The organism is Pseudomonas aeruginosa, assembly GCF_001457615.1.
Classification (GTDB): domain Bacteria; phylum Pseudomonadota; class Gammaproteobacteria; order Pseudomonadales; family Pseudomonadaceae; genus Pseudomonas; species Pseudomonas aeruginosa.
Genome location: NZ_LN831024.1, coordinates 2,774,496 through 2,796,523, shown reverse-complemented (window position 1 = coordinate 2,796,523; position 22,028 = coordinate 2,774,496). Strand labels below are relative to the sequence as shown.

Sequence of the window (22,028 nt, the reverse complement as noted above, 5' to 3'; positions counted from 1 at the left end):
GGGCATCAGCAGATCGCCGCCGACTCCACCGCCAACGCCGCGGCGCCCTGCCCCGCGCGCCAGGCCTCGACCTGGCGCTCGACGACCGCCAGCACCTCGGCCTCGCGCTGATGGATGAAGAAGTGCCCGCCGTCGAACAGTTCCAGTTCGAAACCGCTGCGGGTTTCCTCGGCCCAGGCCAGCAACTGTTCCTCGCTGGCCTTGTCCTCCCTGCCGCCAAGCGTTCGGATCGGACAGGCCAGCGGCGGGCGCCGCTGGTGACGATAGCTGCCGCAGAGCAGGAAATCGGCGCGCAGGATCGGCAGGGTCAGGCTCATCAGCTCGCGGTTGCCCAGCACCTCTTCCGGCGTACCTTGCAGGTCGCGCAGGTCGGCGATCAGCTCGGCGTCGCTCTTCGGTTCGGCGAAACCGCGGTCATACTCGGCGCGTCGCGACGGCGCCGCGGTGCCGCAGGCGAAGAACCCCAGCGGCGTCGGGCAACCCAGTTCGCGCAAGGCATACAGCACCTCGCAGGCGAGCAAGGCGCCGAGGCTGTGGCCGAGCATCGCGTAGGGGCCCTGGCGGACCTCGTCGTGCAGCTCGCGCGCCAGTTGCTGCGCCAGGCTCGCCAGGTCGGTCTGCAACGGCTCGGCCATCCGCGCCCCGCGCCCCGGCAACTCCACCGGACGCACCGCCAGCCAGGCCGGCAGCTTGCGCCGCCAGCGGCTGTAGGTCATGGCGCTGGCGCCGGAATACGGCAGGCAGAACAGCCGTACGGGCGTACCGCCCACTCAGCCGGCCGCCTTGTCCATGTGCTGGCGCAGGCTCAGCGGGCGCATGTCGGTCCAGACTTCCTCGATGTAGGCCAGGCAGTCCTTCTTCAGGCCGCTCTTGCCGGCCGCCCGCCAGCCCTGGGGAATCTCCTTGTATTCCGGCCAGATGGAATACTGCTCCTCATGGTTGACCACTACCTGGAACTGGATGTCGTCACGGTCGAACACTGAAGTCATTGCTTGCTCCTGATGGGATCGAACGGCCGCGCGCAGCACGGCCCTTGCGTTGGATAACGAAAAGCCCGGCGGGAAAATTAGCCGGCCAGCGCCGCGCCGAGGGCGCGGGCGAAACGCCGGGCCACCTCGTCGATCTGTTCGGCGCCGATGATCAGCGGCGGCAGGAAGCGCACCACGCTGCCGTGGCGGCCGCCCAGTTCGAGGATCAGGCCGCGCCTCAGGCACTCGCGCTGGACCCGCGAGGCCAGGGCGCCGTCGGTCGGCGGATGACCGAGGGCATCCGCCTCGCCCTGCGGGTCGACGATCTCGACCCCGAGCATCAGCCCCCGACCGCGGATATCGCCCAGTTGCGGATAGTCGCGCTGGAGGATGCGCAGGTGCTCGGCCAGGCGCTCGCCCATGGCCGCCGCGTGGGCCGCCAGGTCGTGTTCCTTCAGGTAGCGCATCACCGCCGAACCGGCGGCCATGGCCATCTGGTTGCCGCGGAAGGTGCCGGCGTGGGCGCCGGGCTGCCATTTGTCCAGCCATTCGCGGTAGACCACCACCGCCAGCGGCAGGCTGCCGCCGATGGCCTTGGACAGCACCACCACGTCGGGGACGATGCCGGCGTGCTCGAAGGCGAACATCCTGCCGGTACGGGCGAAGCCGCTCTGGATCTCGTCGACGATCAGCGCCACCCCGGCCTGCTCGGTGATCCGCCGCAAGCCGCGCAGCCAGTCGAGATCGGCCGGGACCACGCCGCCCTCGCCCTGGACCACCTCGACGATCACCGCCGCCGGCAACTGCACGCCGCCTTCCGGATCGTTCAGCAGGTTCTCCAGGTAGTGCAGGTTCGCCTTGACCCCCGCCTCGCCGCCGAGACCGAACGGGCAACGGTAATCGTAGGGATACGGCAGGAACTGCACGCCCGTGCTGAGCACCGCGCCCAGCGGCTTCTTCGGTCCGAGATTGCCCATCAGCCCCAGCGCGCCCTGGCTCATGCCGTGGTAGCCGCCCTGGAACGACAGGATGGTGCTGCGCCCGGTGGCGGTGCGTACCAGTTTCAGCGCGGCTTCCACCGCGTCGGTGCCGGTCGGGCCGCAGAACTGGATCTTCGCCTCGGCGGCCAGCGCCGGCGGCAGCAGGCCGAACAGGTCCTGGACGAACTGGTCCTTCACCGGGGTGGTCAGGTCGAGGGTGTGCAGCGGCAGCTCGTCGGCCAGAACCTGGCGGATCGCCTCGATCACCACCGGATGGTTGTGCCCCAGCGCCAGGGTGCCGGCGCCGGCCAGGCAATCGATGAAGGTACGCCCCTCGACGTCCTCCACCAGCAGCCCCCTGGCCTTCTTCAGCGCCAGCGGAATCCGCCGCGGATAGCTGCGCGCGTTGGACTCCTGGCGGCTTTGCCGTTCCAGCAAGGGCGACTGGGAGAACTCGTAGAGCGTTTCGCCCTCCGCCGGGGTGGCGCGGAGCGGCTGGTCTTCGATGACGCTGGTGGCGACGTGCATGTCTTCAACCCTCAAGGCGTGGTGGTGTTCCACTGGCAACCGGCGATCCGGCCGCCAGGGGCGGCATTCGCGGATCGGATGCACAGGAGACGCAGGAGGGACGCACGGATTTACTGCGCCGGACCGCAGCACCGTGCCCGGACCGCCAGCTCCGGCCCGGACACCGTCGAGCGGGCCGCTAGTCGGCGCCCGCGGCGCTCACCCGCCAGATCGCATTGCCGACGTCGTCGGCGATCAGCAACGCGCCGTCGGCCGCCTGCGCCAACCCCACCGGCGCGCCGAACAACTGCTTCTCGTCCGCGGAGACGAACCCGGTCACCACCGGCTGCGGCGCACCGGCGGGCTTGCCGTCGGCGAACGGCACATGGACCACCTGGAAGCCGCTGACCGGCGAGCGGTTCCAACTGCCGTGCTCGCTGACGAAGGCGCCGTTGCGATAGCGCTCGGGCAACTCGTCGCCGGTGTAGAAGAACAGGCCCAGCGCGGCCACGTGGGAACCCAGCGCGTAGTCGGGGACGATGGCCTTCGCCACCAGGTCGGGACGCTGCGGCTTCACCCGCGAATCCAGGTGCTGGCCGAAGTAGCTGTAGGGCCAGCCGTAGAAGCCGCCCTCCCGTACCGAGGTCAGGTAGTCCGGGACCAGGTCGTTGCCGATCTCGTCGCGCTCGTTGACGATGGTCCACAGCTTGCCGGAGACCGGTTCCCACTGCAGGCCGGTCGGGTTGCGCAGGCCGGAGGCGTAGATGCGGCTGCCGCGGCTGGCGACGTCCACCTCGAGAATCGCCGCGCGACGGTATTCGATCGCCGCGCCGTTCTCGGTGATGTTGCTGTTCGAACCGACGCCCACGTAGAGCTTGCGCCCGTCGGGACTGGCTAGCAGCGCCTTGGTCCAGTGGTGGTTGATGGTGTCCGGCAGGTCGGTGAACTCCATCCCCGGGTCGGCGACCCGGGTTTCACCCGGCACGTAGCGGTAGCGCATGATATTCCCGGTATTGGCGACATACAGGTAATCCCCCACCCGCTGCACGCCGAACGGCGAGTCCAGCCCTTCCAGGAACACGTACTTCTGCCACTGGCCTCCGGCGCCGGCTCGGCGCAGCAGGGTGATGCGGTTGCCGCCCTTGCCGGCCTTGCCGGACTTCCCCTTGACCATCCCCGCGATGAGTTGCTTCGGCGTGGTCACCGGCGCGGTGCCGGGCGAGTTGGCCTCCACCACCAGCACATCGCCGTTGGGCAAGACCAGCAACTGGCGAGGGTGTTGCAGGCCATCGGCGATCTTCTCGATCTTCAGGCCCTGGGCCACCGTCGGCTTGGCCTCTCCCGACCAGCCCACGCCTTCCGGTACCTTCATCGGCGGCAGGAGGAAGTGCTTCGGTTCCGGAAGCGCCGGATTGGCGCCGGTCTGCTGCTGCGGATCGTTCTGCGACCCCTGGTTGCAGCCGGCCAGGGCCAGGCCGAGGGCAAGCGCGACGGGACGCAGCGAGTGGAGGCTAGCCATGCGCCACCTCCTCCGCGGATACCGCCAGGAGCGCCTCTCCCAGCGCCAGCAGCAGCACCGTCGCGATCGACAGCCATAGCCCGGCCGGCATCACCGCATAGGCGTCGCGGCTGTGCACGAAGGCATTGAAGATGGCCAGGACGATGCCGGCGAACTTCAGCAAGGAGGAAACCCTGGCCGCCGCGACGACTGCCGCGCGCCGCAGCAGCCATACGCGGCACAGGTCGACGACGCAGGGCAGGATGGCGAACAGCAGGCCGATACTGATCAGCCAGGCCGCGCTCTTGCCCCACATCACCTCCGCCGTGGCGAAATAGGTGGCGTCGAAGACCAGGGCGGCGACGAAGAAACCGAAGGGAACCGGGTTGAGGACGTTGTAGAAGGCGTCCAGCGGTCTGAAGCGTAGTGCGGTGGCCATTGCGAAACACTCCTCTCGGGAAACGCAGGCTTCCCGACGTGAAGGGACGGGCAGGAGATTCGAACCGCCGAGGCCCTGCGCAAGGCGCGGGCAGCGGGGAACGGCACGGCGAAACGGCGACTGGGGGGCTCGCGCCCCTTCTGCGACGGACCTGCGCGAAGCGCTGGAGTTCATCCGCAAGGACCTGTCGGAAGCGATAGGTACGCTGGCGATCCTTCCGATGGAACTTCGTGCGCCGCGACTCACCGAAACAGGGGTAGCGACCTTCCCGGCCCTCCCGCCGGGTTGCCGCGCCGCCCCAGGCGCACCCCGCCGGCGACCGATCCGCGCCCGGCGTTTGCCGAAGAGGAGACAGCCGATGCCTGATCGAACCGCTCTGCCCCGCGCCATGCTCGCAGCCTGGGTCCTGCTCCTGCTGGCGGCCTGCAGCCAGGGCCCGGCGCCTACCCCGCCCGCGTCCTCGTCCTGGGGTTGGCAGGACGCCAGCGGCGAACGCGCGATCGCCCCCGACGAAGCCTATCCCGAGCTGTTCCAGGCGGTGCAGGAAAGCCGGTTGTTCAGCGACCAGAAGCACTTCGTCGATGCGCTCCCGCTGCGCGAGCCTGCACGGATCCGCGCCGACTACCTGCGCGAGAGGGAGCGGCCCGGCTTCGACCTGCGCGCCTTCGTCGGCCGCAACTTCGAGGAGTCCGGCAGCGTCGAGACCGCCCCGCCGGAAGCGGGCGCCGATCTCGCCAGCCACATCAGCGACCTGTGGCCGGCGTTGACCCGCCACTACGAGCAGGTGCCGGCCCACAGCAGCCTGCTGCCGCTGCCGAAACCCTACGTGGTCCCCGGCGGACGCTTCCGCGAGGTGTACTACTGGGACTCCTACTTCACCATGCTCGGCCTTGCGGAGAGCGGGCAGCACCAGCGGGTGCGCGACATGCTCGACAACTTCGCCTACCTGATCGATACCTACGGGCACATTCCCAACGGTAACCGCAGCTACTACCTGAGCCGTTCGCAGCCGCCGTTCTTCGCCTACATGGTGGACCTCCAGGCAAGACGCGAAGGCGACGCCGCCTACCGGCGCTACCTGCCGCAGCTACAGAAGGAATACGCCTACTGGATGGAAGGCTCCGCCGGGCTGCGCCCCAACGAGGCGCGCCTGCACGTGGTGAAACTGGCCGACGGAAGCCTGCTGAACCGCTACTGGGACAACCGTGACACACCGCGCCAGGAGTCCTTCCTGGAGGACCGGGCGACCGCCGCGCGCGCCCCGCAGCGCCCCGCGGGCGAGGTCTATCGCGACCTGCGGGCCGGCGCGGAAAGCGGCTGGGACTTCTCCTCCCGCTGGCTGGACGACGGCCGCGAACTGGCCAGCATCCGCACCACCGCCATCGTCCCGGTGGACCTCAACGCCCTGCTCTACCATCTCGAACGAACCATCGCCAAGGCCTGCGCCAGCAGCGCGCTGAAGGCCTGCGAGCAAGGCTACGGCGCCCGCGCGGAGAAGCGACGACAGGCCATCGAAGACCACCTCTGGCACCCGGCGGGCTACTACGCCGACTACGACTGGCAACGCCGGCGGCCCATCGAGCGGATCAACGCCGCCAGCCTCTTCCCGCTATTCACCGGGCTGGCCTCCACCGAACGCGCCGGTCGTACCGCCGACAGCGTCGCCGCCCAACTGCTGCGCCCGGGCGGACTGGCCACCACCACCCGTGCCAGCGGCCAGCAATGGGACGAGCCGAACGGCTGGGCACCCTTGCAGTGGGTCGCCGTACAGGGCCTGCGCGCCTACGGCCGGGACGCCCTGGCGGAAGACATCGGCCGGCGATTCCTCGCCCAGGTGCAGCAGGTCTACGACCGCGAAGGAAAACTGGTGGAGAAATACGACATCAGCGGCAACCAGGGCGGCGGCGGCGGTGGCGAGTACCCGCTGCAGGACGGCTTCGGCTGGTCCAACGGCGTGACCCTGCAACTGCTCCGACTCTACGGCCCGGGCGCCGGTCGCTGAGCCTCAGCCCGGCGCCGGGTACTGGCGCTGTGCGGCGTCGGCGAAGCCTGCGGCGAGAAAGTCGATCAGCGCGCGGACCGAAGGCAACAGCCCGCGCCGCGAGGGGAACATTGCCACCACCATGCCTTCCACCGGCGTCCACTCCGGCAGCACCCGCACCAGCCGGCGCTCGGCCAGGTCGCGACTGACCACGCAGAGCGGCAGGCCGCCGATCCCGACGCCCTCCAGCACCGCCTGGCGCAAGGTGCCGAGGTCGTCGCTGAGCAGTTGCGGGCGCAGGTTGAGGGCCGCGCTGCTGCCATCCGCGCCGACCAGCCGCAGGCTGCCGTCCAGGCGCGAACGCTCCCAGCCGACGTAGGGCATCGCCGACAGGTCGGCCGGCAGCTCCGGCGGACGGTAGCGGGCCAGCAGCTCCGGGCTGGCCACCAGCACCTGCGGGCTGCGTGCCAGCACCTTCATCACCAGGTCGCTGTCCTCCAGCGGCGGGAAACGCAGCGACAGCGAGATGTCGTAGCCTTCGGCGATCACGTCGACCCGGCGATTGAAGGTCTTCACGTACAGCTCGACGTTCGGATACTGCGCCATGAAGCGCGCCAGCATCGGCGCCAGTTCGAAGTGCAGCAGCGGCGTCGAGCAGGTCAGGCGGACCATTCCGCACGGCTCCGAGCGGTTCTGTTCGATGACGTCCTCGGCAGCCTCCGCTTCCACCGTCATCGCCACGCAATGACGGTAGTAGGCCTGGCCGATCTCGGTCACCTGGAATTGCCGCGTCGAGCGCTGCACCAGGCGTACGCCCAGGCGCGCCTCGAGCTGCGCGACCTTGCGGCTGATGGTCGACTTGGGAATCCCCAGCACCCGCCCGGCGGGGGCGAAGCCACCGTGCTCGACCACCTTGGCATAGATGAAAAGCGCGTTCAGATCGAACACCAGCTCACCACTCATCGTTCCACCTGCGAGACTCTGAGACTTGATTTGCGGACTACCGGTTCCCACTCCCGGGAACTAGCGTATCGCTCCATCGACTCAATCGAGGAGCACCGACGTGAAAAAGGTCCTGGGAATCTACGGCAACGCCAACCGCCACTGGGTGGGCGACGGATTCCCCGTTCGTTCGCTCTTTTCCTACAACACACTGGGCCAGCATATCAGCCCGTTCCTCTTGCTGGACTACGCCGGGCCTGCTGATTTCCCCCCCGCACAGCAGCGCCGCGGCGTAGGCCAGCATCCTCATCGCGGCTTCGAGACGGTGACCATCGTCTACCAGGGCGAGGTCGAGCACCACGACTCCACCGGCGCCGGCGGACGCATAGGGCCGGGGGATGTGCAGTGGATGACGGCGGCCTCCGGGATCCTCCACGAGGAGTACCACTCGGAACGCTTCCGTAGCACAGGTGGAACGCTGGAAATGGTCCAGCTATGGGTCAACCTGCCCTCCAGCGACAAGATGAACCCGCCGCGCTACCAGACCCTGCTGGATGCCGACATTCCCCGCGTCGGCCTGCCCGACAGGGCCGGCGAACTGCGGGTGATCGCCGGACGCTACGGCCGCCACCAGGGGCCGGCGCTGACCCACTCGCCGCTGGCGGTCTGGGACGTGCAGCTGAAGGCCGGCAAGCACCTCGCCCTCGACCTGCCCAAGGGACATACCTGCGCCGTGGTGGTCCTGCGCGGCACCCTCGCGGTCGGCGACGAGATCGTTCGCGAAGCCCAGGTCGCCCTGCTCGACCGCGACGACCCGCGGCTGGAACTGGAAGCCAACAACGACGTGCAGTTGCTGGTACTCAGCGGCGAGCCGCTGGACGAGCCGATCATCGGCTACGGCCCCTTCGTGATGAGCAGCCGCGAGGAAATCGACCAGGCCATCGAGGACTTCGAGAACGGGCGCTTCATCCGCGCCCACTGAAGTCCGCCCCCCTACGACATGGCCCGCGCAGGAAGCGCGGGCCCGGCCGGGCTTTGCCCGAAATTCACGGACGACCACCCTGCAAGAGGAAATGGAAATGAGCGCTCCCGCCAACTTCAACGGCCAGACCCCGAAGATCGATCCGGCCAACGCCGCCATGTTGCTGATCGACCACCAGAGCGGCCTGTTCCAGACGGTCAAGGACATGCCGATGACCGAACTGCGCGCCAACGCCACCACCCTGGCCAAGGTCGCCACCCTGGCGAAGATCCCGGTGATCACCACCGCCTCGGTACCGCAGGGCCCCAACGGCCCGCTGATCCCGGAGATCCACGAGGCCGCGCCGCACGCCCAGTACGTCGCGCGCAAGGGTGAGATCAATGCCTGGGACAACCCGGAATTCGTCGCCGCGGTGAAGGCCACCGGCAAGAAGCAACTGATCATCGCCGGCACCATCACCAGCGTGTGCATGGCCTTCCCCAGCATCGCCGCGGTACACGACGGCTATCAGGTGTTCGCGGTGATCGACGCCTCCGGCACCTACTCCAAGATGGCCCAGGAAATCACCCTGGCACGGGTGGTCCAGGCCGGCGTGGTGCCGATGGACACCGCCGCGGTCTGCTCGGAAATCCAGCGCACCTGGAACCGCGACGACGCCGTGCAGTTCGCCGAAGCCTACAGCGCGGTATTCCCGCACTACCAACTGCTGATCGAGAGCTACGCCAAGGCCCAGGCCGTGGTCAACAACCACGAGCAACTGGATTCGCAGCGCAAGTGATCCATGGGAAGGAAGGGGCTGCACGCCCCTTCTTTTGCCGAGCAGGAGCCTGGTGGACAGCAACGACTACGGACCGGACCCATGCCTGATTCCTCCATGAAGCGCGGGGCTACGCTCTGCCTTGCCCTTGCCATAGGTCCGGGCTCGACCCTCGCCGACGACTCCCTGGGCCATCGCGACAACATCAGCACCGGCCTGAACCAGCGGCAGAAAGCCGAAATGAAGGTGCCGCCGGGCTTCGTCGAAGGCTCGACGCTGAACGGTTTCCTCCGCAACTACTATTTCGCCCGCGACAACCACGACACCCCGTCCCGCCGCGACCAGCGCGAATGGGCCCAGGGCCTGATGCTGTCGTTCCGCTCCGGCTATACCGAAACGCCGATAGGCATCGGCCTGGATGCGCACGCCTTCTACGGCCTGCGCCTGGACGGCGGTGGCGGCAGCGGCGGTGCCGGCGTGCTGCCGCTGGACTCCGCCGGTCGCCCCGCCGACAGCTTCTCGGCGGCCGGCGCGGCCCTCAAGCTGCGCGGCCTGGACAGCCTGCTGAAGATCGGCGACCAGTTGCTGGAGAACCCGGTGATCGCCAGCGGCGTCAGTCGCATGGTGCCGCAGAGCTACCGTGGCGTGACCCTGAAGAACTACCATTTCCACGCGCTCGAACTGGACGCCGGCTTCGTCGAAGCCACCCGCCTGCGCAACCAGAGCGGCCACAGTCATCTCACCAGCGGCTACGGCAACGGCACCAAGGGCGGTATCGCCGCCGATCGCGAAAGCCCGCACATCGCCTGGCTGGGCGCCAGCTACAGCGCCCCCGGCGGCAGCCAGGCGACGCTCTACAGCGGCCGCCTGGAGGATATCTGGAACCAGCACTACCTCGGCCTCAGCCAGCCGTGGCGGCTTTCCAGCCAATTGACCCTGACGCCCTGGCTGCATTACTACAAGACCCGCAACCAGGGCCGCAGCCAGCTCGGCCGGATCGACAACGACCTCTACAACGCCGGCCTGACCCTGGCCGGCGGCGGCCAGTCGCTGAGCCTCAGCCTGCAAAAGGTCGATGGCGACACCCCGTTCGACTTCATCGCGCAGAACGACCGGACCTTCCTCTACGAAAGCAACGCCATGCAGTACGCCGACTTCAACGGCCCCGGCGAGCGCTCGTGGAAGATCCAGTACCAGGCCAGCCTGGCCTTCCTCGCCGCCCCGGACTGGCAGTTCGGCGCCGCCTACGGCCGTGGCCAGGCCGACCTGACCCGGGTCGACCCGGACAGCGCGGGCTACGGCTACCTCTACAACCCCAATGGCAAGAACGCCCAGCACTGGGAACGCGACCTGTCGCTGCGCTACGCCTTCCCCGCCGGCCCGGCCAAGGGCCTCAGCGTGACCCTGCGCTGGGCCACCCACCGCCCCGGCGAAGGCTACACCGCCCCCGGCAACACCCGCGGCAACTCCAGCTCCGACGAATACCGGGTGGTGGTCGACTACCCGATCAGGTTGCTCTGAACCCACGGAACCAGAAAAAAGAGAAACTCCCTCATGCGTGCAGCCCTGCTACCCACCTTCGGCGCCCTCTCCGCCGCACTCTGCCTGGAGGCCCGCGCCGACGCCGTCGCGCTGCCGCCGCTGGCGCTCGGCAACGCCAGCTTCATGGACGGCGTCAGCCGTCCCGGCATGCTCTTCGAACTGCCCCTGCAATACGTTCGGGCGAACAACGCCAGCGACGCCGGCGGGCATTCGGTTCCCGGTCGGCAACGGGTTCGTGGCACCACGCTGTTGCCGCACTTCGCCTACCTCAGCCAGAACACCCTGCTCGGCGCCCACTACGGCGCCGAAGTGCTGCTGCCGCTGGTACGCCTGGACCTCGATATCGACGGCGGCCCGGACGGCCGGCGCACCCGCCAGGGCGACCTGATCGTCAGCCCGCTGATGCTGCAATGGGGGCCCGCTACGCTGTTCGGCCGCCCCTACTGGCAGCGCCTGAACTTCGTCTTCTCCCTGCCCACCGGTGACTACGACAAGGACGCCGCGATCAACACCGGCAGCAACACCTGGATCTTCAACCCGCACTACGCCTTCACCTGGGAACTGGGCGAGCGCCTGGAACTCAGCGGCCGCCTGCACTACGCCTGGATCAGCCGCAACGACGACCCCTCGCCGCGCCTGGGCGCAAACGACGTACAGCCGGGCCAGGCGCTGCACGCGAACTTCTCGATCTCCTACGCGCTGGACCCGCACTGGCGGATCGGCCTGGCCGGCTACCAGTTGAAACAGATCAGCGCCGACCGCATCGACGGCCACCGGCAGGCCGACTCGCGCGAGCAGGTCTTCGGCATAGGCCCGGGGGTGATGTACAGCCAGGGCAGGCAAACGCTGTTCGCCAACCTCTACGCCGAAAGCGGCGCGCGCAACCGCAGCGAAGGCAACCAACTGACCCTGCGCTACCTGCTGGCGTTCTGAATCGGCGGATAACGCCCTGGAAACGCCGACACCTCCCCGGGTCCGTAGGGCGAATAACCGCTCGCGGTTATCCGCCGCTCATCCGCGACATCGGCGGATAACGCCCATGGCGTTATTCGCCCTACGCACCCCGGAAACGCCGGACAGCACCCCAACTCCGTAGGGCAAATAACCGCTCGCGGTTATCCGCCGCTTATCCGGGGTATCGGCGGATACCGCCTGTGGCGGTATTCGCCCTACAGGCCCTGGAAACGCCGGACAGCTCCCCCGGACATTTCCGCAGGCTCTCTCAGAAGCCCGGGAATTGGATAAAAACCCAGTAGGAGGATGATGGAGGGGCCGGCAAATCCATCCCGCAGGGACAGGACCGAACGGCACTGCCCTCTATTTTCTGAGGGCAAAAAAGACGCGGGCCGCAGGTGGTGGAACACCTACGACCCGCTAACCACAACCCAGCTTATTAAGGAGCTGACCCATGGCTAAGCCGAATGATACGTCCAACCCCGAGCTAACAGAATCGTCCCCCGCTTCGTCCCGCTGCTCCCCACCTCCCAGGCCGACATGTGTCCGCGTAGCGCCACCCTGTACGTGGACACCCATGCACTCCCCACGCACTTGTTCGACAACGCGAAAGTGCGCTTGAGGTCGGCGATCAACATCCTGGCCATGACCCGTTTGCTCGATGAGAAAGAAGAGCCCGGCGGCACCCTGGCCTACATCAACGGTGCGTTGCTGTCGCTGCTCAGCGATGCCTTGTCCGAAATCGAGGCGGGCCACCCGAGCCTGTAGCGCCGCTCCCTGGCGCGACGCCCCGGCCTGGCCGGGGGCTTTGCGGCATCGCCATCACAAGACCTTTCGCGTCCGAACGGCACGCTTGATCGCCGTCCCGGTCCTCGCGAAACGGCCGCCAATTGCCCGAAGCTTCCGACCCTTTTTTCGGACGATTTCTTACGCCCTTATAAATCAGCAAGTTACGAGACCTCGAAAAAAGAGGGTTTCTGGAGGGAAAAACTCGGTATTTCTTTTTCCTTCAAATGGTTATAGGTTTTCGGAGCTAGTTCACTGCCGTGTAGGCAGCTAAGAAAACTGGGCTTCGCGGGAGAGGCTTCCAAAACTTGTTCACTGCCGTGTAGGCAGCTAAGAAAACCACGAACGAACAGTTTTTTCAGGTTTTTCAGTTCACTGCCGTGTAGGCAGCTAAGAAAACAGTCGGTCATCTTTCACGCGACAAGTAATGGTTCACTGCCGTGTAGGCAGCTAAGAAAGGCCAGTCCGTGCCGATTCCGCCGGCGTGGAGGTTCACTGCCGTGTAGGCAGCTAAGAAATGGACCTGGCAAAGCTGGAGTGGGCGCGGCTGGTTCACTGCCGTGTAGGCAGCTAAGAAATGGACGGCAAACAAGATCGTAGGGCGCTGCCCGTTCACTGCCGTGTAGGCAGCTAAGAAATGGGCGTCAAGGCCGTACTCGACTTCATTAAAGTTCACTGCCGTGTAGGCAGCTAAGAAAACTGACGACCGTCACGCTGACCCGACCGGAGAGTTCACTGCCGTGTAGGCAGCTAAGAAAATGTCCCGACCGTCGCAGGCCGTCAGCGCGTTGTTCACTGCCGTGTAGGCAGCTAAGAAAGCCCTGGGCCGCCTGGTCGAGCCGACCGATGTGTTCACTGCCGTGTAGGCAGCTAAGAAAAGGTCAACGACCAGCGTCGGAGCCTCGGGCTTGTTCACTGCCGTGTAGGCAGCTAAGAAATGGGACACCCGACGCTGCGAGACGCTTGCATAGTTCACTGCCGTGTAGGCAGCTAAGAAAATCGCCGGCATGAACGAGGCGCATGCGAAGTTGTTCACTGCCGTGTAGGCAGCTAAGAAATGGCCGTAACCCGTGGTCAGGCTGAGCGGCACGTTCACTGCCGTGTAGGCAGCTAAGAAAAAGAGGAGCCTGAACATGGCCCAAATTTCTAAGTTCACTGCCGTGTAGGCAGCTAAGAAACTCGAACCCACCTCGGCCACAACAGCCGCCGGGTTCGCTGCCGTCTAGGCAGAACCACCCTCCCCATCCCGCTCCCAAACATCCGAATATAAAAGTTCCTACCCCGCCCTCCCGCCTCGCCCGTCCACGACAATGTGCCCCGCTTGGAAGCTCACGCTCCTCATACAGACGAAAACGGGGTAGCGGCAATCGGCCATATCCGCTAAACATTTGCCTTGGCGCAGAATTCGATAGATCCGATAGGGACAGGCCACGGTCAGCATGGACGACATTTCTCCCAGCGAACTGAAGACGATCCTTCACTCCAAGCGTGCCAACCTGTACTACCTGCAACACTGCCGGGTACTGGTCAACGGCGGGCGGGTCGAGTACGTCACCGACGAAGGCCGGCATTCGCACTACTGGAACATCCCCATCGCCAACACCACCAGCCTGTTGCTGGGCACGGGTACCTCCATTACTCAGGCAGCCATGCGCGAACTGGCCAGGGCCGGGGTATTGGTAGGCTTCTGCGGCGGCGGCGGAACGCCGCTGTTCAGCGCCAACGAAGTGGACGTCGAGGTGTCCTGGCTGACGCCGCAGAGCGAATACCGCCCCACCGAATACCTGCAGCTCTGGGTCGGCTTCTGGTTCGATGAGGAAAAACGCCTGGAGGCCGCCCGGCACTTCCAGCGGGTCAGGCTGGAGCGGATTCGCCACAGTTGGCTGGAAGATCGCGTATTGCGCGACGCCGGCTTCGCCGTCGATGCCACCGCGCTGGCAGTTGCCGTGGAAGATTCCGCCCGAGCGCTGGAGCAGGCTCCCAATCATGAGCATCTACTGACCGAAGAAGCGCGCCTGAGCAAGCGCCTGTTCAAGCTCGCAGCCCAGGCCACCCGCTACGGCGAGTTCGTCCGCGCCAAGCGCGGCAGCGGCGGCGACCCGGCCAACCGCTTCCTAGACCATGGCAACTACCTGGCCTACGGCCTCGCGGCGACCGCCACCTGGGTGCTGGGCATTCCCCATGGACTGGCGGTACTACACGGCAAGACCCGGCGCGGAGGCCTGGTGTTCGATGTGGCGGACCTGATCAAGGACTCGCTGATCCTGCCGCAGGCATTTCTTTCCGCCATGCGCGGCGACGAGGAACAGGACTTCCGCCAGGCCTGCCTGGACAACCTGAGCCGCGCACAGGCCCTGGACTTCATGATCGACACGCTGAAAGACGTGGCGCAGCGGAGCACGGTGTCCGCATGAACATCCTGCTGGTGTCGCAATGCGAAAAGCGCGCCCTGAGCGAAACCCGCCGCATTCTCGACCAGTTCGCCGAGCGCCGCGGCGAACGGACCTGGCAAACGCCCATCACTCAAGCCGGACTGGATACCCTGCGACGCCTGCTGAAGAAAAGCGCACGGCGCAACACCGCCGTAGCCTGTCACTGGATCCGCGGCCGCGACCACAGCGAACTGCTGTGGATCGTCGGCGATGCCAGCCGCTTCAACGCCCAGGGTGCGGTGCCGACCAACAGGACCCGCCGCGACATCCTGCGCAAGGAAGACGAGAACGACTGGCACAGCGCCGAGGACATCCGCCTGCTGACGGTGATGGCAGCGCTGTTCCACGATATCGGCAAGGCCAGCCAGGCCTTCCAGGCCAAACTGCGGAACCGCGGCAAACCGATGGCAGATGCCTATCGTCACGAATGGGTATCACTGCGCCTGTTCGAAGCCTTCGTTGGCCCAGGCAGCAGCGACGAGGACTGGCTGCGGCGCCTGGCGGACAAGCGAGAGACGGGCGATGCCTGGCTGTCGCAACTGGCCAGGGACGACCGGCAACCCGCGCCACCCGGCCCGTTCCAGAAAAGCCGGCTACCGCCGCTCGCTCAGGCGGTCGGCTGGTTGATCGTCAGCCATCATCGCCTGCCCAACGGGGACCATCGCGGCAGCGCCTCGCTGGCACGCTTGCCGGCCCCCATCCAGAGCCAATGGTGCGGCGCACGCGACGCAGACGCAAAAGAAAAGGCCGCCTGCTGGCAGTTCCCCCACGGCCTGCCCTTCGCCAGTCCCCATTGGCGCGCCAGGACAGCGCTATGCGCGCAGAGCATGCTCGAGCGTCCCGGCCTGCTGGCTCGGGGGCCGGCCTTGTTGCACGACGCCTACGTCATGCATGTGTCCCGACTGATCCTGATGCTCGCGGATCACCACTATTCCAGTCTCCCTGCCGACTCCCGGCTGGGCGACCCGAACTTCCCCTTGCACGCCAACACCGACCGGGACAGCGGCCAACTCAAGCAGCGCCTGGACGAACACCTGCTCGGCGTCGCCCTGCACAGTCGCAAGCTCGCCGGCACCCTGCCACGCCTGGAGCGACAACTACCGCGCCTTGCCCGGCACAAGGGCTTCACCCGCCGGGTCGAGCAGCCGCGCTTCCGCTGGCAGGACAAGGCCTACGACTGCGCGATGGCCTGCCGCGAGCAGGCTATGGAGCATGGATTCTTCGGCCTCAACCTGGCGTCGACCGGTTGCGGTAAGACCCTCGCCAACGGCCGCATCCTGTATGCGCTGGCCGATCCGCAACGCGGCGCGCGTTTCAGCATCGCTCTCGGCCTGCGCAGCTTGACCCTGCAAACCGGGCAGGCCTACCGCGAGCGGCTCGGCCTGGGCGACGACGACCTCGCTATCCTGGTCGGCGGCAGCGCCGCCCGCGAACTGTTCGAAAAGCAGCAGGAGCGCCTGGAGCGCAGCGGTAGCGAGTCAGCCCAGGAACTGCTGGCGGAAAACAGCCATGTACATTTCGCCGGCACGCTCGAGGACGGCCCTCTACGCGAGTGGCTCGGCAGGAACAGCGCGGGAAACCACCTACTCCAGGCGCCCATCCTGGCCTGCACCATCGACCACCTGATGCCCGCCAGCGAAAGCCTGCGCGGCGGACACCAGATAGCGCCACTGCTCCGCCTGATGACTTCCGACCTGGTGCTCGACGAGGTCGACGACTTCGATATCGACGACCTGCCCGCCCTGTCGCGGCTGGTGCACTGGGCCGGCCTGTTCGGCAGCCGCGTGCTGCTCTCCTCCGCGACCCTGCCGCCGGCCTTGGTGCAGGGCCTGTTCGAGGCCTATCGCAGCGGCCGGGAAATCTTCCAGCGCCATCGTGGCGCTCCCGGACGCGCTACGGAAATCTGCTGCGCCTGGTTCGACGAGTTTTCCAGTCAATCCAGCGCCCACGGCGCCGTAACCTCCTTCAGCGAAGCGCACGCGACCTTCGTCGCCCAGCGTCTGGCGAAGCTCGAGCAACTGCCGCCACGTCGCCAGGCGCAGCTATGCACCGTGCATGCCGCTGGCGAGGCCCGTCCCGCGCTGTGCCGCGAGTTGGCCGGGCAGATGAATACCTGGATGGCTGACCTGCATCGCTGCCATCACACCGAACACCAAGGACGTCGCATCAGTTTCGGCCTGTTACGGCTGGCCAACATCGAACCCCTGATCGAACTGGCCCAGGCCATCCTCGCCCAGGGTGCGCCCGAGGGGTTGCATGTCCATCTGTGTGTCTACCATTCGCGGCATCCCCTTCTGGTCCGCTCGGCCATCGAGCGACAACTCGATGAACTGCTGAAGCGTTCGGACGACGACGCCGCCGCGCTGTTCGCTCGTCCGACGCTGGCCAAGGCGCTCCAGGCCAGCACGGAGCGGGATCATCTGTTCGTCGTACTCGCCTCGCCGGTGGCGGAGGTCGGTCGCGACCACGATTACGACTGGGCCATCGTCGAACCCTCCTCCATGCGCTCGATCATCCAGTTGGCCGGGCGAATCCGCCGCCATCGCTCCGGCTTCAGCGGCGAGGCCAACCTGTACCTGCTATCGCGCAATATCCGCTCGCTGGAAGGGCAGAATCCGGCGTTCCAGCGGCCCGGCTTCGAGACCCCCGACTTCCCTCTTGACAGCCACGACCTGCACGACCTGCTCGACCCCGCCCTACTCGCCCGCATCGACGCCAGCCCACGAATCGTCGAACCGTTCCCACTGTTCCCACGCAGCCGGTTGGTCGACCTGGAACACCGACGCCTGCGCGCGCTGATGCTTGCCGACGACCCACCGTCGTCCCTGCTCGGCGTACCGCTCTGGTGGCAAACCCCGGCATCGCTCAGCGGCGCCCTGCAAACCAGCCAACCATTTCGCGCAGGCGCCAAGGAGCGATGCTACGCCCTGCTGCCGGACGAGGACGACGAGGAGCGCTTGCATTTCAGCCGCTACGAAGAAGGGACCTGGAGCAACCAGGACAACCTGTTGCGCAACCTCGACCTCACCTATGGCCCGCGCATCCAGACATGGGGGACGGTCAACTATCGGGAGGAGCTAGTCGCAATGGCCGGCCGCGAGGACCTCGACCTGCGTCAATGCGCCATGCGCTACGGCGAGATGAGATTGCGAGAAAACACCCAGGGATGGAGCTACCACCCTTATTTGGGGTTCAAGAAATACAACTGAGGAGCACAGCTTTCGAATGCGAGCACTCGTCAATGACAATCGACCAAGGAGGCATGGATGACCTCTCCCCTCCCAACGCCTACGTGGCAGGAGCTTCGCCAGTTCATCGAATCCTTCATCCAGGAGCGCCTCCAGGGCAAGCTGGACAAACTCCATCCCGACGAAGACGACAAGCGCCAGACATTGCTGGCCACCCACCGGCGGGAGGCCTGGCTGGCAGATGCCGCCCGGCGGGTCGGCCAGTTGCAGTTGGTGACCCACACGCTCAAGCCGATCCATCCCGACGCCCGCGGCAGCAACCTGCACAGCCTGCCGCAAGCACCCGGGCAACCGGGCCTCGCCGGTTCCCATGAGCTAGGTGACAGGCTGGTCAGCGATGTGGTGGGCAATGCCGCGGCGCTGGACGTATTCAAGTTTCTCAGTCTCCAGTATCAGGGTAAAAATCTTCTGAACTGGCTGACAGAAGACAGTGCCGAGGCAGTACAGGCGCTGTCCGATAACGCCGAACAGGCTCGCGAATGGCGGCAAGCGTTCATCGGCATCACGGCCGTCAAAGGCGCTCCCGCGTCCCACAGCCTGGCCAAGCAGTTGTACTTTCCCCTGCCCGGTTCCGGCTACCACCTGCTAGCACCGCTGTTTCCCACCAGTCTGGTGCATCACGTCCACGCTCTGCTCCGCGAAGCGCGCTTCGGCGACGCGGCCAAGGCGGCACGCGAAGCGCGCAGCCGCCAGGAGTCATGGCCCCACGGATTCAGCGAGTACCCCAACCTGGCGATCCAGAAGTTCGGCGGTACCAAGCCGCAGAACATCAGTCAGTTGAACAGCGAGCGCTATGGGGAGAACTGGTTGCTACCTTCGCTTCCGCCACATTGGCAAAGACAGGACCAGCGCGCACCGATACGCCATTCCTCGGTCTTCGAACATGACTTCGGGAGAAGCCCTGAGGTGTCCCGGCTGACCCGGACCTTGCAGCGCCTCCTTGCCAAGACCCGCCATAACAATTTCACCATCCGCAGATATCGCGCCCAACTGGTCGGGCAAATCTGCGACGAAGCCCTGCAATACGCCGCCCGTCTGCGCGAACTGGAGCCCGGCTGGAGCGCAACCCCCGGGTGCCAACTGCATGACGCGGAGCAGCTCTGGCTCGATCCGTTGCGCGCACAGACCGATGAGACGTTCTTGCAGCGCCGACTACGAGGTGACTGGCCTGCCGAGGTCGGAAATCGCTTCGCCAACTGGCTGAACCGGGCGGTCAGCAGCGACAGTCAGATACTGGGTAGCCCGGAAGCCGCCCAATGGAGCCAGGAGCTGAGCAAGGAACTGACGATGTTCAAGGAGATACTCGAAGATGAGCGTGACTGATCCCGAGGCGCTGCTGTTGCTGCCACGCCTGTCCATCCAGAACGCCAACGCCATTTCCAGCCCCTTGACCTGGGGTTTCCCTTCGCCCGGCGCTTTCACCGGATTCGTCCATGCCTTGCAGCGTCGAGTCGGGATCTCCCTCGATATCGAACTGGACGGTGTCGGCATCGTCTGTCACCGCTTCGAAGCGCAGATATCGCAGCCGGCCGGCAAGCGCACCAAGGTCTTCAACCTGACCCGCAATCCGCTGAACCGCGACGGCTCCACCGCAGCCATCGTCGAAGAAGGGCGCGCCCATCTGGAGGTCAGTCTGCTGCTGGGAGTGCATGGCGATGGTCTGGACGATCACCCCGCACAGGAAATCGCCAGGCAGGTACAGGAGCAGGCTGGCGCCATGCGCCTCGCCGGTGGCAGCATCCTGCCCTGGTGCAATGAGCGCTTCCCGGCTCCGAACGCCGAACTGCTGATGCTGGGTGGCAGCGACGAACAGCGGCGCAAGAACCAGCGCCGGCTTACCCGCCGCCTGCTCCCCGGCTTCGCCCTGGTGAGTCGCGAGGCGTTGTTGCAACAACATCTGGAAACCTTGCGCACCACGCTCCCCGAAGCCACCACGCTCGATGCACTGCTCGATCTTTGTCGAATCAACTTCGAGCCTCCTGCAACCTCGTCCGAAGAAGAAGCATCGCCGCCCGATGCAGCCTGGCAAGTGCGCGACAAGCCCGGCTGGCTGGTGCCGATCCCGGCTGGCTACAACGCCCTGTCACCCCTGTACCTCCCCGGCGAAGTGCGAAATGCCCGTGATAGAGAAACACCGCTGCGCTTCGTCGAAAACCTCTTCGGTCTGGGCGAATGGCTCAGCCCCCATCGCGTCGCCGCGTTATCGGACCTGCTTTGGTATCACCACGCCGAGCCTGACAAAGGGCTCTACCGCTGGAGCACACCCCGTTTCGTCGAACACGCCATCGCATAAGGAAATCAGCATGTCCAAGCCAATACTGAGCACCGCTTCCGTCCTCGCCTTCGAACGTAAGCTCGACCCTTCCGACGCCCTTATGAGCGCTGGCGCCTGGGCGCAACGCGACGCCTCGCAGGAATGGCCGGCCGTGACCGTGCGCGAGAAGTCCGTACGCGGCACCATCTCCAACCGCCTCAAGACCAAGGACCGTGACCCGGCCAAGCTGGACGCCTCGATCCAGTCGCCCAACCTGCAGACGGTGGACGTGGCCAACCTGCCGAGCGACGCCGACACCCTCAAGGTCCGCTTCACCCTCCGTGTGCTCGGCGGCGCCGGAACACCGTCTGCCTGCAACGACGCGGCCTACCGTGACAAGCTGCTGCAAACGGTCGCCACCTACGTGAACGATCAGGGCTTCGCCGAGCTGGCTCGTCGTTATGCGCACAACCTGGCCAACGCCCGCTTCCTGTGGCGCAACCGGGTGGGCGCGGAAGCGGTGGAAGTCCGTATCAACCATATCCGCCAGGGCGAGGTGGCTCGCGCCTGGCGCTTCGACGCCCTGGCCATCGGCTTGCGCGACTTCAAGGCCGACGCCGAACTGGACGCGCTCGCCGAACTGATCGCCAGCGGTCTCTCAGGCAGTGGGCATGTCCTGCTCGAAGTGGTCGCCTTCGCCCGTATCGGCGACGGCCAGGAAGTCTTCCCCTCCCAGGAACTGATCCTCGACAAAGGCGACAAGAAAGGCCAGAAGAGCAAGACCCTGTACAGCGTGCGCGATGCCGCGGCCATCCACTCGCAGAAGATCGGCAATGCCCTGCGCACCATCGATACGTGGTATCCCGACGAAGATGGCCTCGGCCCCATCGCCGTGGAGCCCTACGGCTCCGTCACATCCCAGGGCAAAGCCTATCGCCAGCCCAAGCAGAAGCTGGACTTCTATACGCTGCTCGACAACTGGGTACTGCGCGACGAGGCGCCCGCCGTGGAGCAACAGCATTATGTGATCGCCAACCTGATCCGTGGCGGCGTGTTCGGTGAAGCCGAAGAGAAGTAAGCCATGGACCACTACCTCGACATTCGCTTGCGACCGGACCCGGAATTTCCCCCGGCGCAACTCATGAGCGTGCTCTTCGGCAAGCTCCACCAGGCCCTGGTGGCACAGGGCGGGGACAGGATCGGCGTGAGCTTCCCCGACCTCGACGAAAGCCGCTCCCGGCTGGGCGAGCGCCTGCGCATTCATGCCTCGGCGGACGACCTTCGTGCCCTGCTCGCCCGGCCCTGGCTGGAAGGGTTGCGGGACCATCTGCAATTCGGAGAACCGGCAGTCGTGCCTCACCCCACACCGTACCGTCAGGTCAGTCGGGTTCAGGCGAAAAGCAATCCGGAACGCCTGCGGCGGCGGCTCATGCGCCGGCACGATCTGAGTGAGGAGGAGGCTCGGAAACGCATTCCCGATACGGTCGCGAGAACCTTGGACCTGCCCTTCGTCACGCTACGCAGCCAGAGCACCGGACAGCACTTCCGTCTCTTCATCCGCCACGGGCCGTTGCAGGCGACGGCAGAGGAAGGAGGATTCACCTGTTACGGGTTGAGCAAAGGAGGTTCCGTTCCCTGGTTCTGAAGAACCCCGTCAGCGCCTTATCGGCATGTCCGCAACGAAGTCCCATGGAAAGGGACTTCGTTTCGACTGGTGACCCCGGCCGACAGCGAACCGCATTAATCGATACTTCAGGG

At 66.1% G+C, this 22,028-nt stretch carries 17 protein-coding genes, 1 pseudogene and 1 CRISPR repeat array; of the genes and pseudogenes, 12 read left to right on the top strand and 6 right to left on the bottom strand.

Annotation, left to right across the window (positions count from 1 at the left end):
• Nucleotides 1-5: 5 nt before the first annotated feature.
• The 5 genes from AT700_RS12955 to AT700_RS12935 form a co-directional block, all read right to left on the bottom strand.
• Complete coding sequence (locus AT700_RS12955) at nt 6-770, bottom strand: thioesterase II family protein (protein WP_003105945.1); 765 nt, start codon at nt 768-770, stop codon at nt 6-8.
• The gene (locus AT700_RS12950) at nt 771-989 is read right to left on the bottom strand and encodes an MbtH family protein (RefSeq protein ID WP_003089636.1); all 219 of its coding nucleotides are present in this window, start codon (nt 987-989) and stop codon (nt 771-773) included.
• Between the two features lie 77 nt (nt 990-1,066).
• Nucleotides 1,067-2,476: an aspartate aminotransferase family protein gene (locus AT700_RS12945; protein ID WP_003089638.1), complete on the bottom strand. Its 1,410-nt coding sequence runs from the start codon at nt 2,474-2,476 to the stop codon at nt 1,067-1,069.
• A gap of 178 nt (nt 2,477-2,654) precedes the next feature.
• Nucleotides 2,655-3,974, bottom strand: coding sequence for a PQQ-dependent sugar dehydrogenase (locus tag AT700_RS12940; RefSeq protein ID WP_003105949.1), 1,320 nt, complete (start codon nt 3,972-3,974; stop codon nt 2,655-2,657).
• Nucleotides 3,967-4,392: a hypothetical protein gene (locus tag AT700_RS12935; protein WP_022581050.1), complete on the bottom strand. Its 426-nt coding sequence runs from the start codon at nt 4,390-4,392 to the stop codon at nt 3,967-3,969. The genes AT700_RS12940 and AT700_RS12935 overlap by 8 nt, the downstream gene beginning before the upstream one ends.
• Before the next feature lie 358 nt (nt 4,393-4,750).
• Here AT700_RS12935 and treA point away from each other — a divergent pair, with 358 nt between their 5' ends.
• Entirely contained in the window at nt 4,751-6,394 is a 1,644-nt protein-coding gene (treA, locus tag AT700_RS12930; protein ID WP_023120537.1) for an alpha,alpha-trehalase TreA, read from the top strand.
• A 3-nt stretch (nt 6,395-6,397) separates the two neighbouring features.
• On the opposite strand, the gene AT700_RS12925 is transcribed toward treA, so the two are convergent.
• Entirely contained in the window at nt 6,398-7,336 is a 939-nt protein-coding gene (locus tag AT700_RS12925; RefSeq protein ID WP_003105956.1) for a LysR substrate-binding domain-containing protein, read from the bottom strand.
• Between the two features lie 100 nt (nt 7,337-7,436).
• Between AT700_RS12925 and AT700_RS12920 the strand changes: the two genes are divergently transcribed.
• From AT700_RS12920 to cas6f, 11 genes and pseudogenes are all read left to right on the top strand, one after another.
• A complete protein-coding gene (locus tag AT700_RS12920; RefSeq protein WP_003089646.1) occupies nt 7,437-8,297 on the top strand; it encodes a pirin family protein in 861 nt (286 codons plus the stop codon).
• A gap of 97 nt (nt 8,298-8,394) precedes the next feature.
• On the top strand, nt 8,395-9,075 hold the full coding sequence (locus AT700_RS12915) for a hydrolase (RefSeq protein ID WP_003111283.1): 681 nt from the start codon (nt 8,395-8,397) through the stop codon (nt 9,073-9,075).
• 81 nt (nt 9,076-9,156) lie between these two features.
• Nucleotides 9,157-10,575, top strand: a complete 1,419-nt coding sequence (locus tag AT700_RS12910) for an OprD family porin (protein WP_034016657.1) — start codon at nt 9,157-9,159, stop codon at nt 10,573-10,575.
• A gap of 33 nt (nt 10,576-10,608) precedes the next feature.
• Nucleotides 10,609-11,529 carry a SphA family protein gene (locus AT700_RS12905; protein ID WP_003111281.1) on the top strand — a complete coding sequence of 307 codons (921 nt, stop codon included), beginning with the start codon at nt 10,609-10,611 and terminating at the stop codon, nt 11,527-11,529.
• Nucleotides 11,530-12,004: 475 nt separating this feature from the next.
• Nucleotides 12,005-12,318 (top strand): annotated as a pseudogene (locus tag AT700_RS30160) (hypothetical protein).
• Between the two features lie 268 nt (nt 12,319-12,586).
• A CRISPR array of direct repeats spans nt 12,587-13,514; the repeat unit is 28 nt; unit sequence GTTCACTGCCGTGTAGGCAGCTAAGAAA.
• A 261-nt stretch (nt 13,515-13,775) separates the two neighbouring features.
• Complete coding sequence (cas1f, locus tag AT700_RS12900) at nt 13,776-14,750, top strand: type I-F CRISPR-associated endonuclease Cas1f (RefSeq protein WP_003162915.1); 975 nt, start codon at nt 13,776-13,778, stop codon at nt 14,748-14,750.
• Complete coding sequence (gene cas3f / locus AT700_RS12895; protein ID WP_048521085.1) at nt 14,747-17,977, top strand: type I-F CRISPR-associated helicase Cas3f; 3,231 nt, start codon at nt 14,747-14,749, stop codon at nt 17,975-17,977. Before cas1f ends, cas3f begins: the two co-directional genes overlap by 4 nt.
• A gap of 57 nt (nt 17,978-18,034) precedes the next feature.
• The gene (gene csy1, locus AT700_RS12890; protein WP_004343803.1) at nt 18,035-19,339 is read left to right on the top strand and encodes a type I-F CRISPR-associated protein Csy1; all 1,305 of its coding nucleotides are present in this window, start codon (nt 18,035-18,037) and stop codon (nt 19,337-19,339) included.
• The gene (gene csy2, locus AT700_RS12885) at nt 19,326-20,309 is read left to right on the top strand and encodes a type I-F CRISPR-associated protein Csy2 (RefSeq protein ID WP_003116910.1); all 984 of its coding nucleotides are present in this window, start codon (nt 19,326-19,328) and stop codon (nt 20,307-20,309) included. Before csy1 ends, csy2 begins: the two co-directional genes overlap by 14 nt.
• A gap of 10 nt (nt 20,310-20,319) precedes the next feature.
• The gene (gene csy3, locus AT700_RS12880; RefSeq protein ID WP_003139222.1) at nt 20,320-21,348 is read left to right on the top strand and encodes a type I-F CRISPR-associated protein Csy3; all 1,029 of its coding nucleotides are present in this window, start codon (nt 20,320-20,322) and stop codon (nt 21,346-21,348) included.
• Between the two features lie 3 nt (nt 21,349-21,351).
• Nucleotides 21,352-21,915 (top strand): type I-F CRISPR-associated endoribonuclease Cas6/Csy4, encoded by a 564-nt coding sequence (gene cas6f / locus AT700_RS12875; RefSeq protein ID WP_003162920.1) that lies wholly within the window; start codon nt 21,352-21,354, stop codon nt 21,913-21,915.
• The last annotated feature ends 113 nt before the right edge of the window (nt 21,916-22,028 follow it).

Excerpts from the sequence above, each read along its gene's own strand:
- AT700_RS12950 (WP_003089636.1), bottom strand. The coding sequence starts at position 989 with ATGACTTCAGTGTTCGACCGTGACGACATCCAGTTCCAGGTAGTGGTC.
- AT700_RS12945 (WP_003089638.1), bottom strand. The coding sequence starts at position 2,476 with ATGCACGTCGCCACCAGCGTCATCGAAGACCAGCCGCTCCGCGCCACC.
- AT700_RS12940 (WP_003105949.1), bottom strand. The coding sequence starts at position 3,974 with ATGGCTAGCCTCCACTCGCTGCGTCCCGTCGCGCTTGCCCTCGGCCTG.
- AT700_RS12935 (WP_022581050.1), bottom strand. The coding sequence starts at position 4,392 with ATGGCCACCGCACTACGCTTCAGACCGCTGGACGCCTTCTACAACGTC.
- treA (WP_023120537.1), top strand. The coding sequence starts at position 4,751 with ATGCCTGATCGAACCGCTCTGCCCCGCGCCATGCTCGCAGCCTGGGTC.
- AT700_RS12925 (WP_003105956.1), bottom strand. The coding sequence starts at position 7,336 with ATGAGTGGTGAGCTGGTGTTCGATCTGAACGCGCTTTTCATCTATGCC.
- AT700_RS12915 (WP_003111283.1), top strand. The coding sequence starts at position 8,395 with ATGAGCGCTCCCGCCAACTTCAACGGCCAGACCCCGAAGATCGATCCG.
- AT700_RS12910 (WP_034016657.1), top strand. The coding sequence starts at position 9,157 with ATGCCTGATTCCTCCATGAAGCGCGGGGCTACGCTCTGCCTTGCCCTT.
- AT700_RS12905 (WP_003111281.1), top strand. The coding sequence starts at position 10,609 with ATGCGTGCAGCCCTGCTACCCACCTTCGGCGCCCTCTCCGCCGCACTC.
- cas1f (WP_003162915.1), top strand. The coding sequence starts at position 13,776 with ATGGACGACATTTCTCCCAGCGAACTGAAGACGATCCTTCACTCCAAG.
- cas3f (WP_048521085.1), top strand. The coding sequence starts at position 14,747 with ATGAACATCCTGCTGGTGTCGCAATGCGAAAAGCGCGCCCTGAGCGAA.
- csy1 (WP_004343803.1), top strand. The coding sequence starts at position 18,035 with ATGACCTCTCCCCTCCCAACGCCTACGTGGCAGGAGCTTCGCCAGTTC.
- csy2 (WP_003116910.1), top strand. The coding sequence starts at position 19,326 with ATGAGCGTGACTGATCCCGAGGCGCTGCTGTTGCTGCCACGCCTGTCC.
- csy3 (WP_003139222.1), top strand. The coding sequence starts at position 20,320 with ATGTCCAAGCCAATACTGAGCACCGCTTCCGTCCTCGCCTTCGAACGT.
- cas6f (WP_003162920.1), top strand. The coding sequence starts at position 21,352 with ATGGACCACTACCTCGACATTCGCTTGCGACCGGACCCGGAATTTCCC.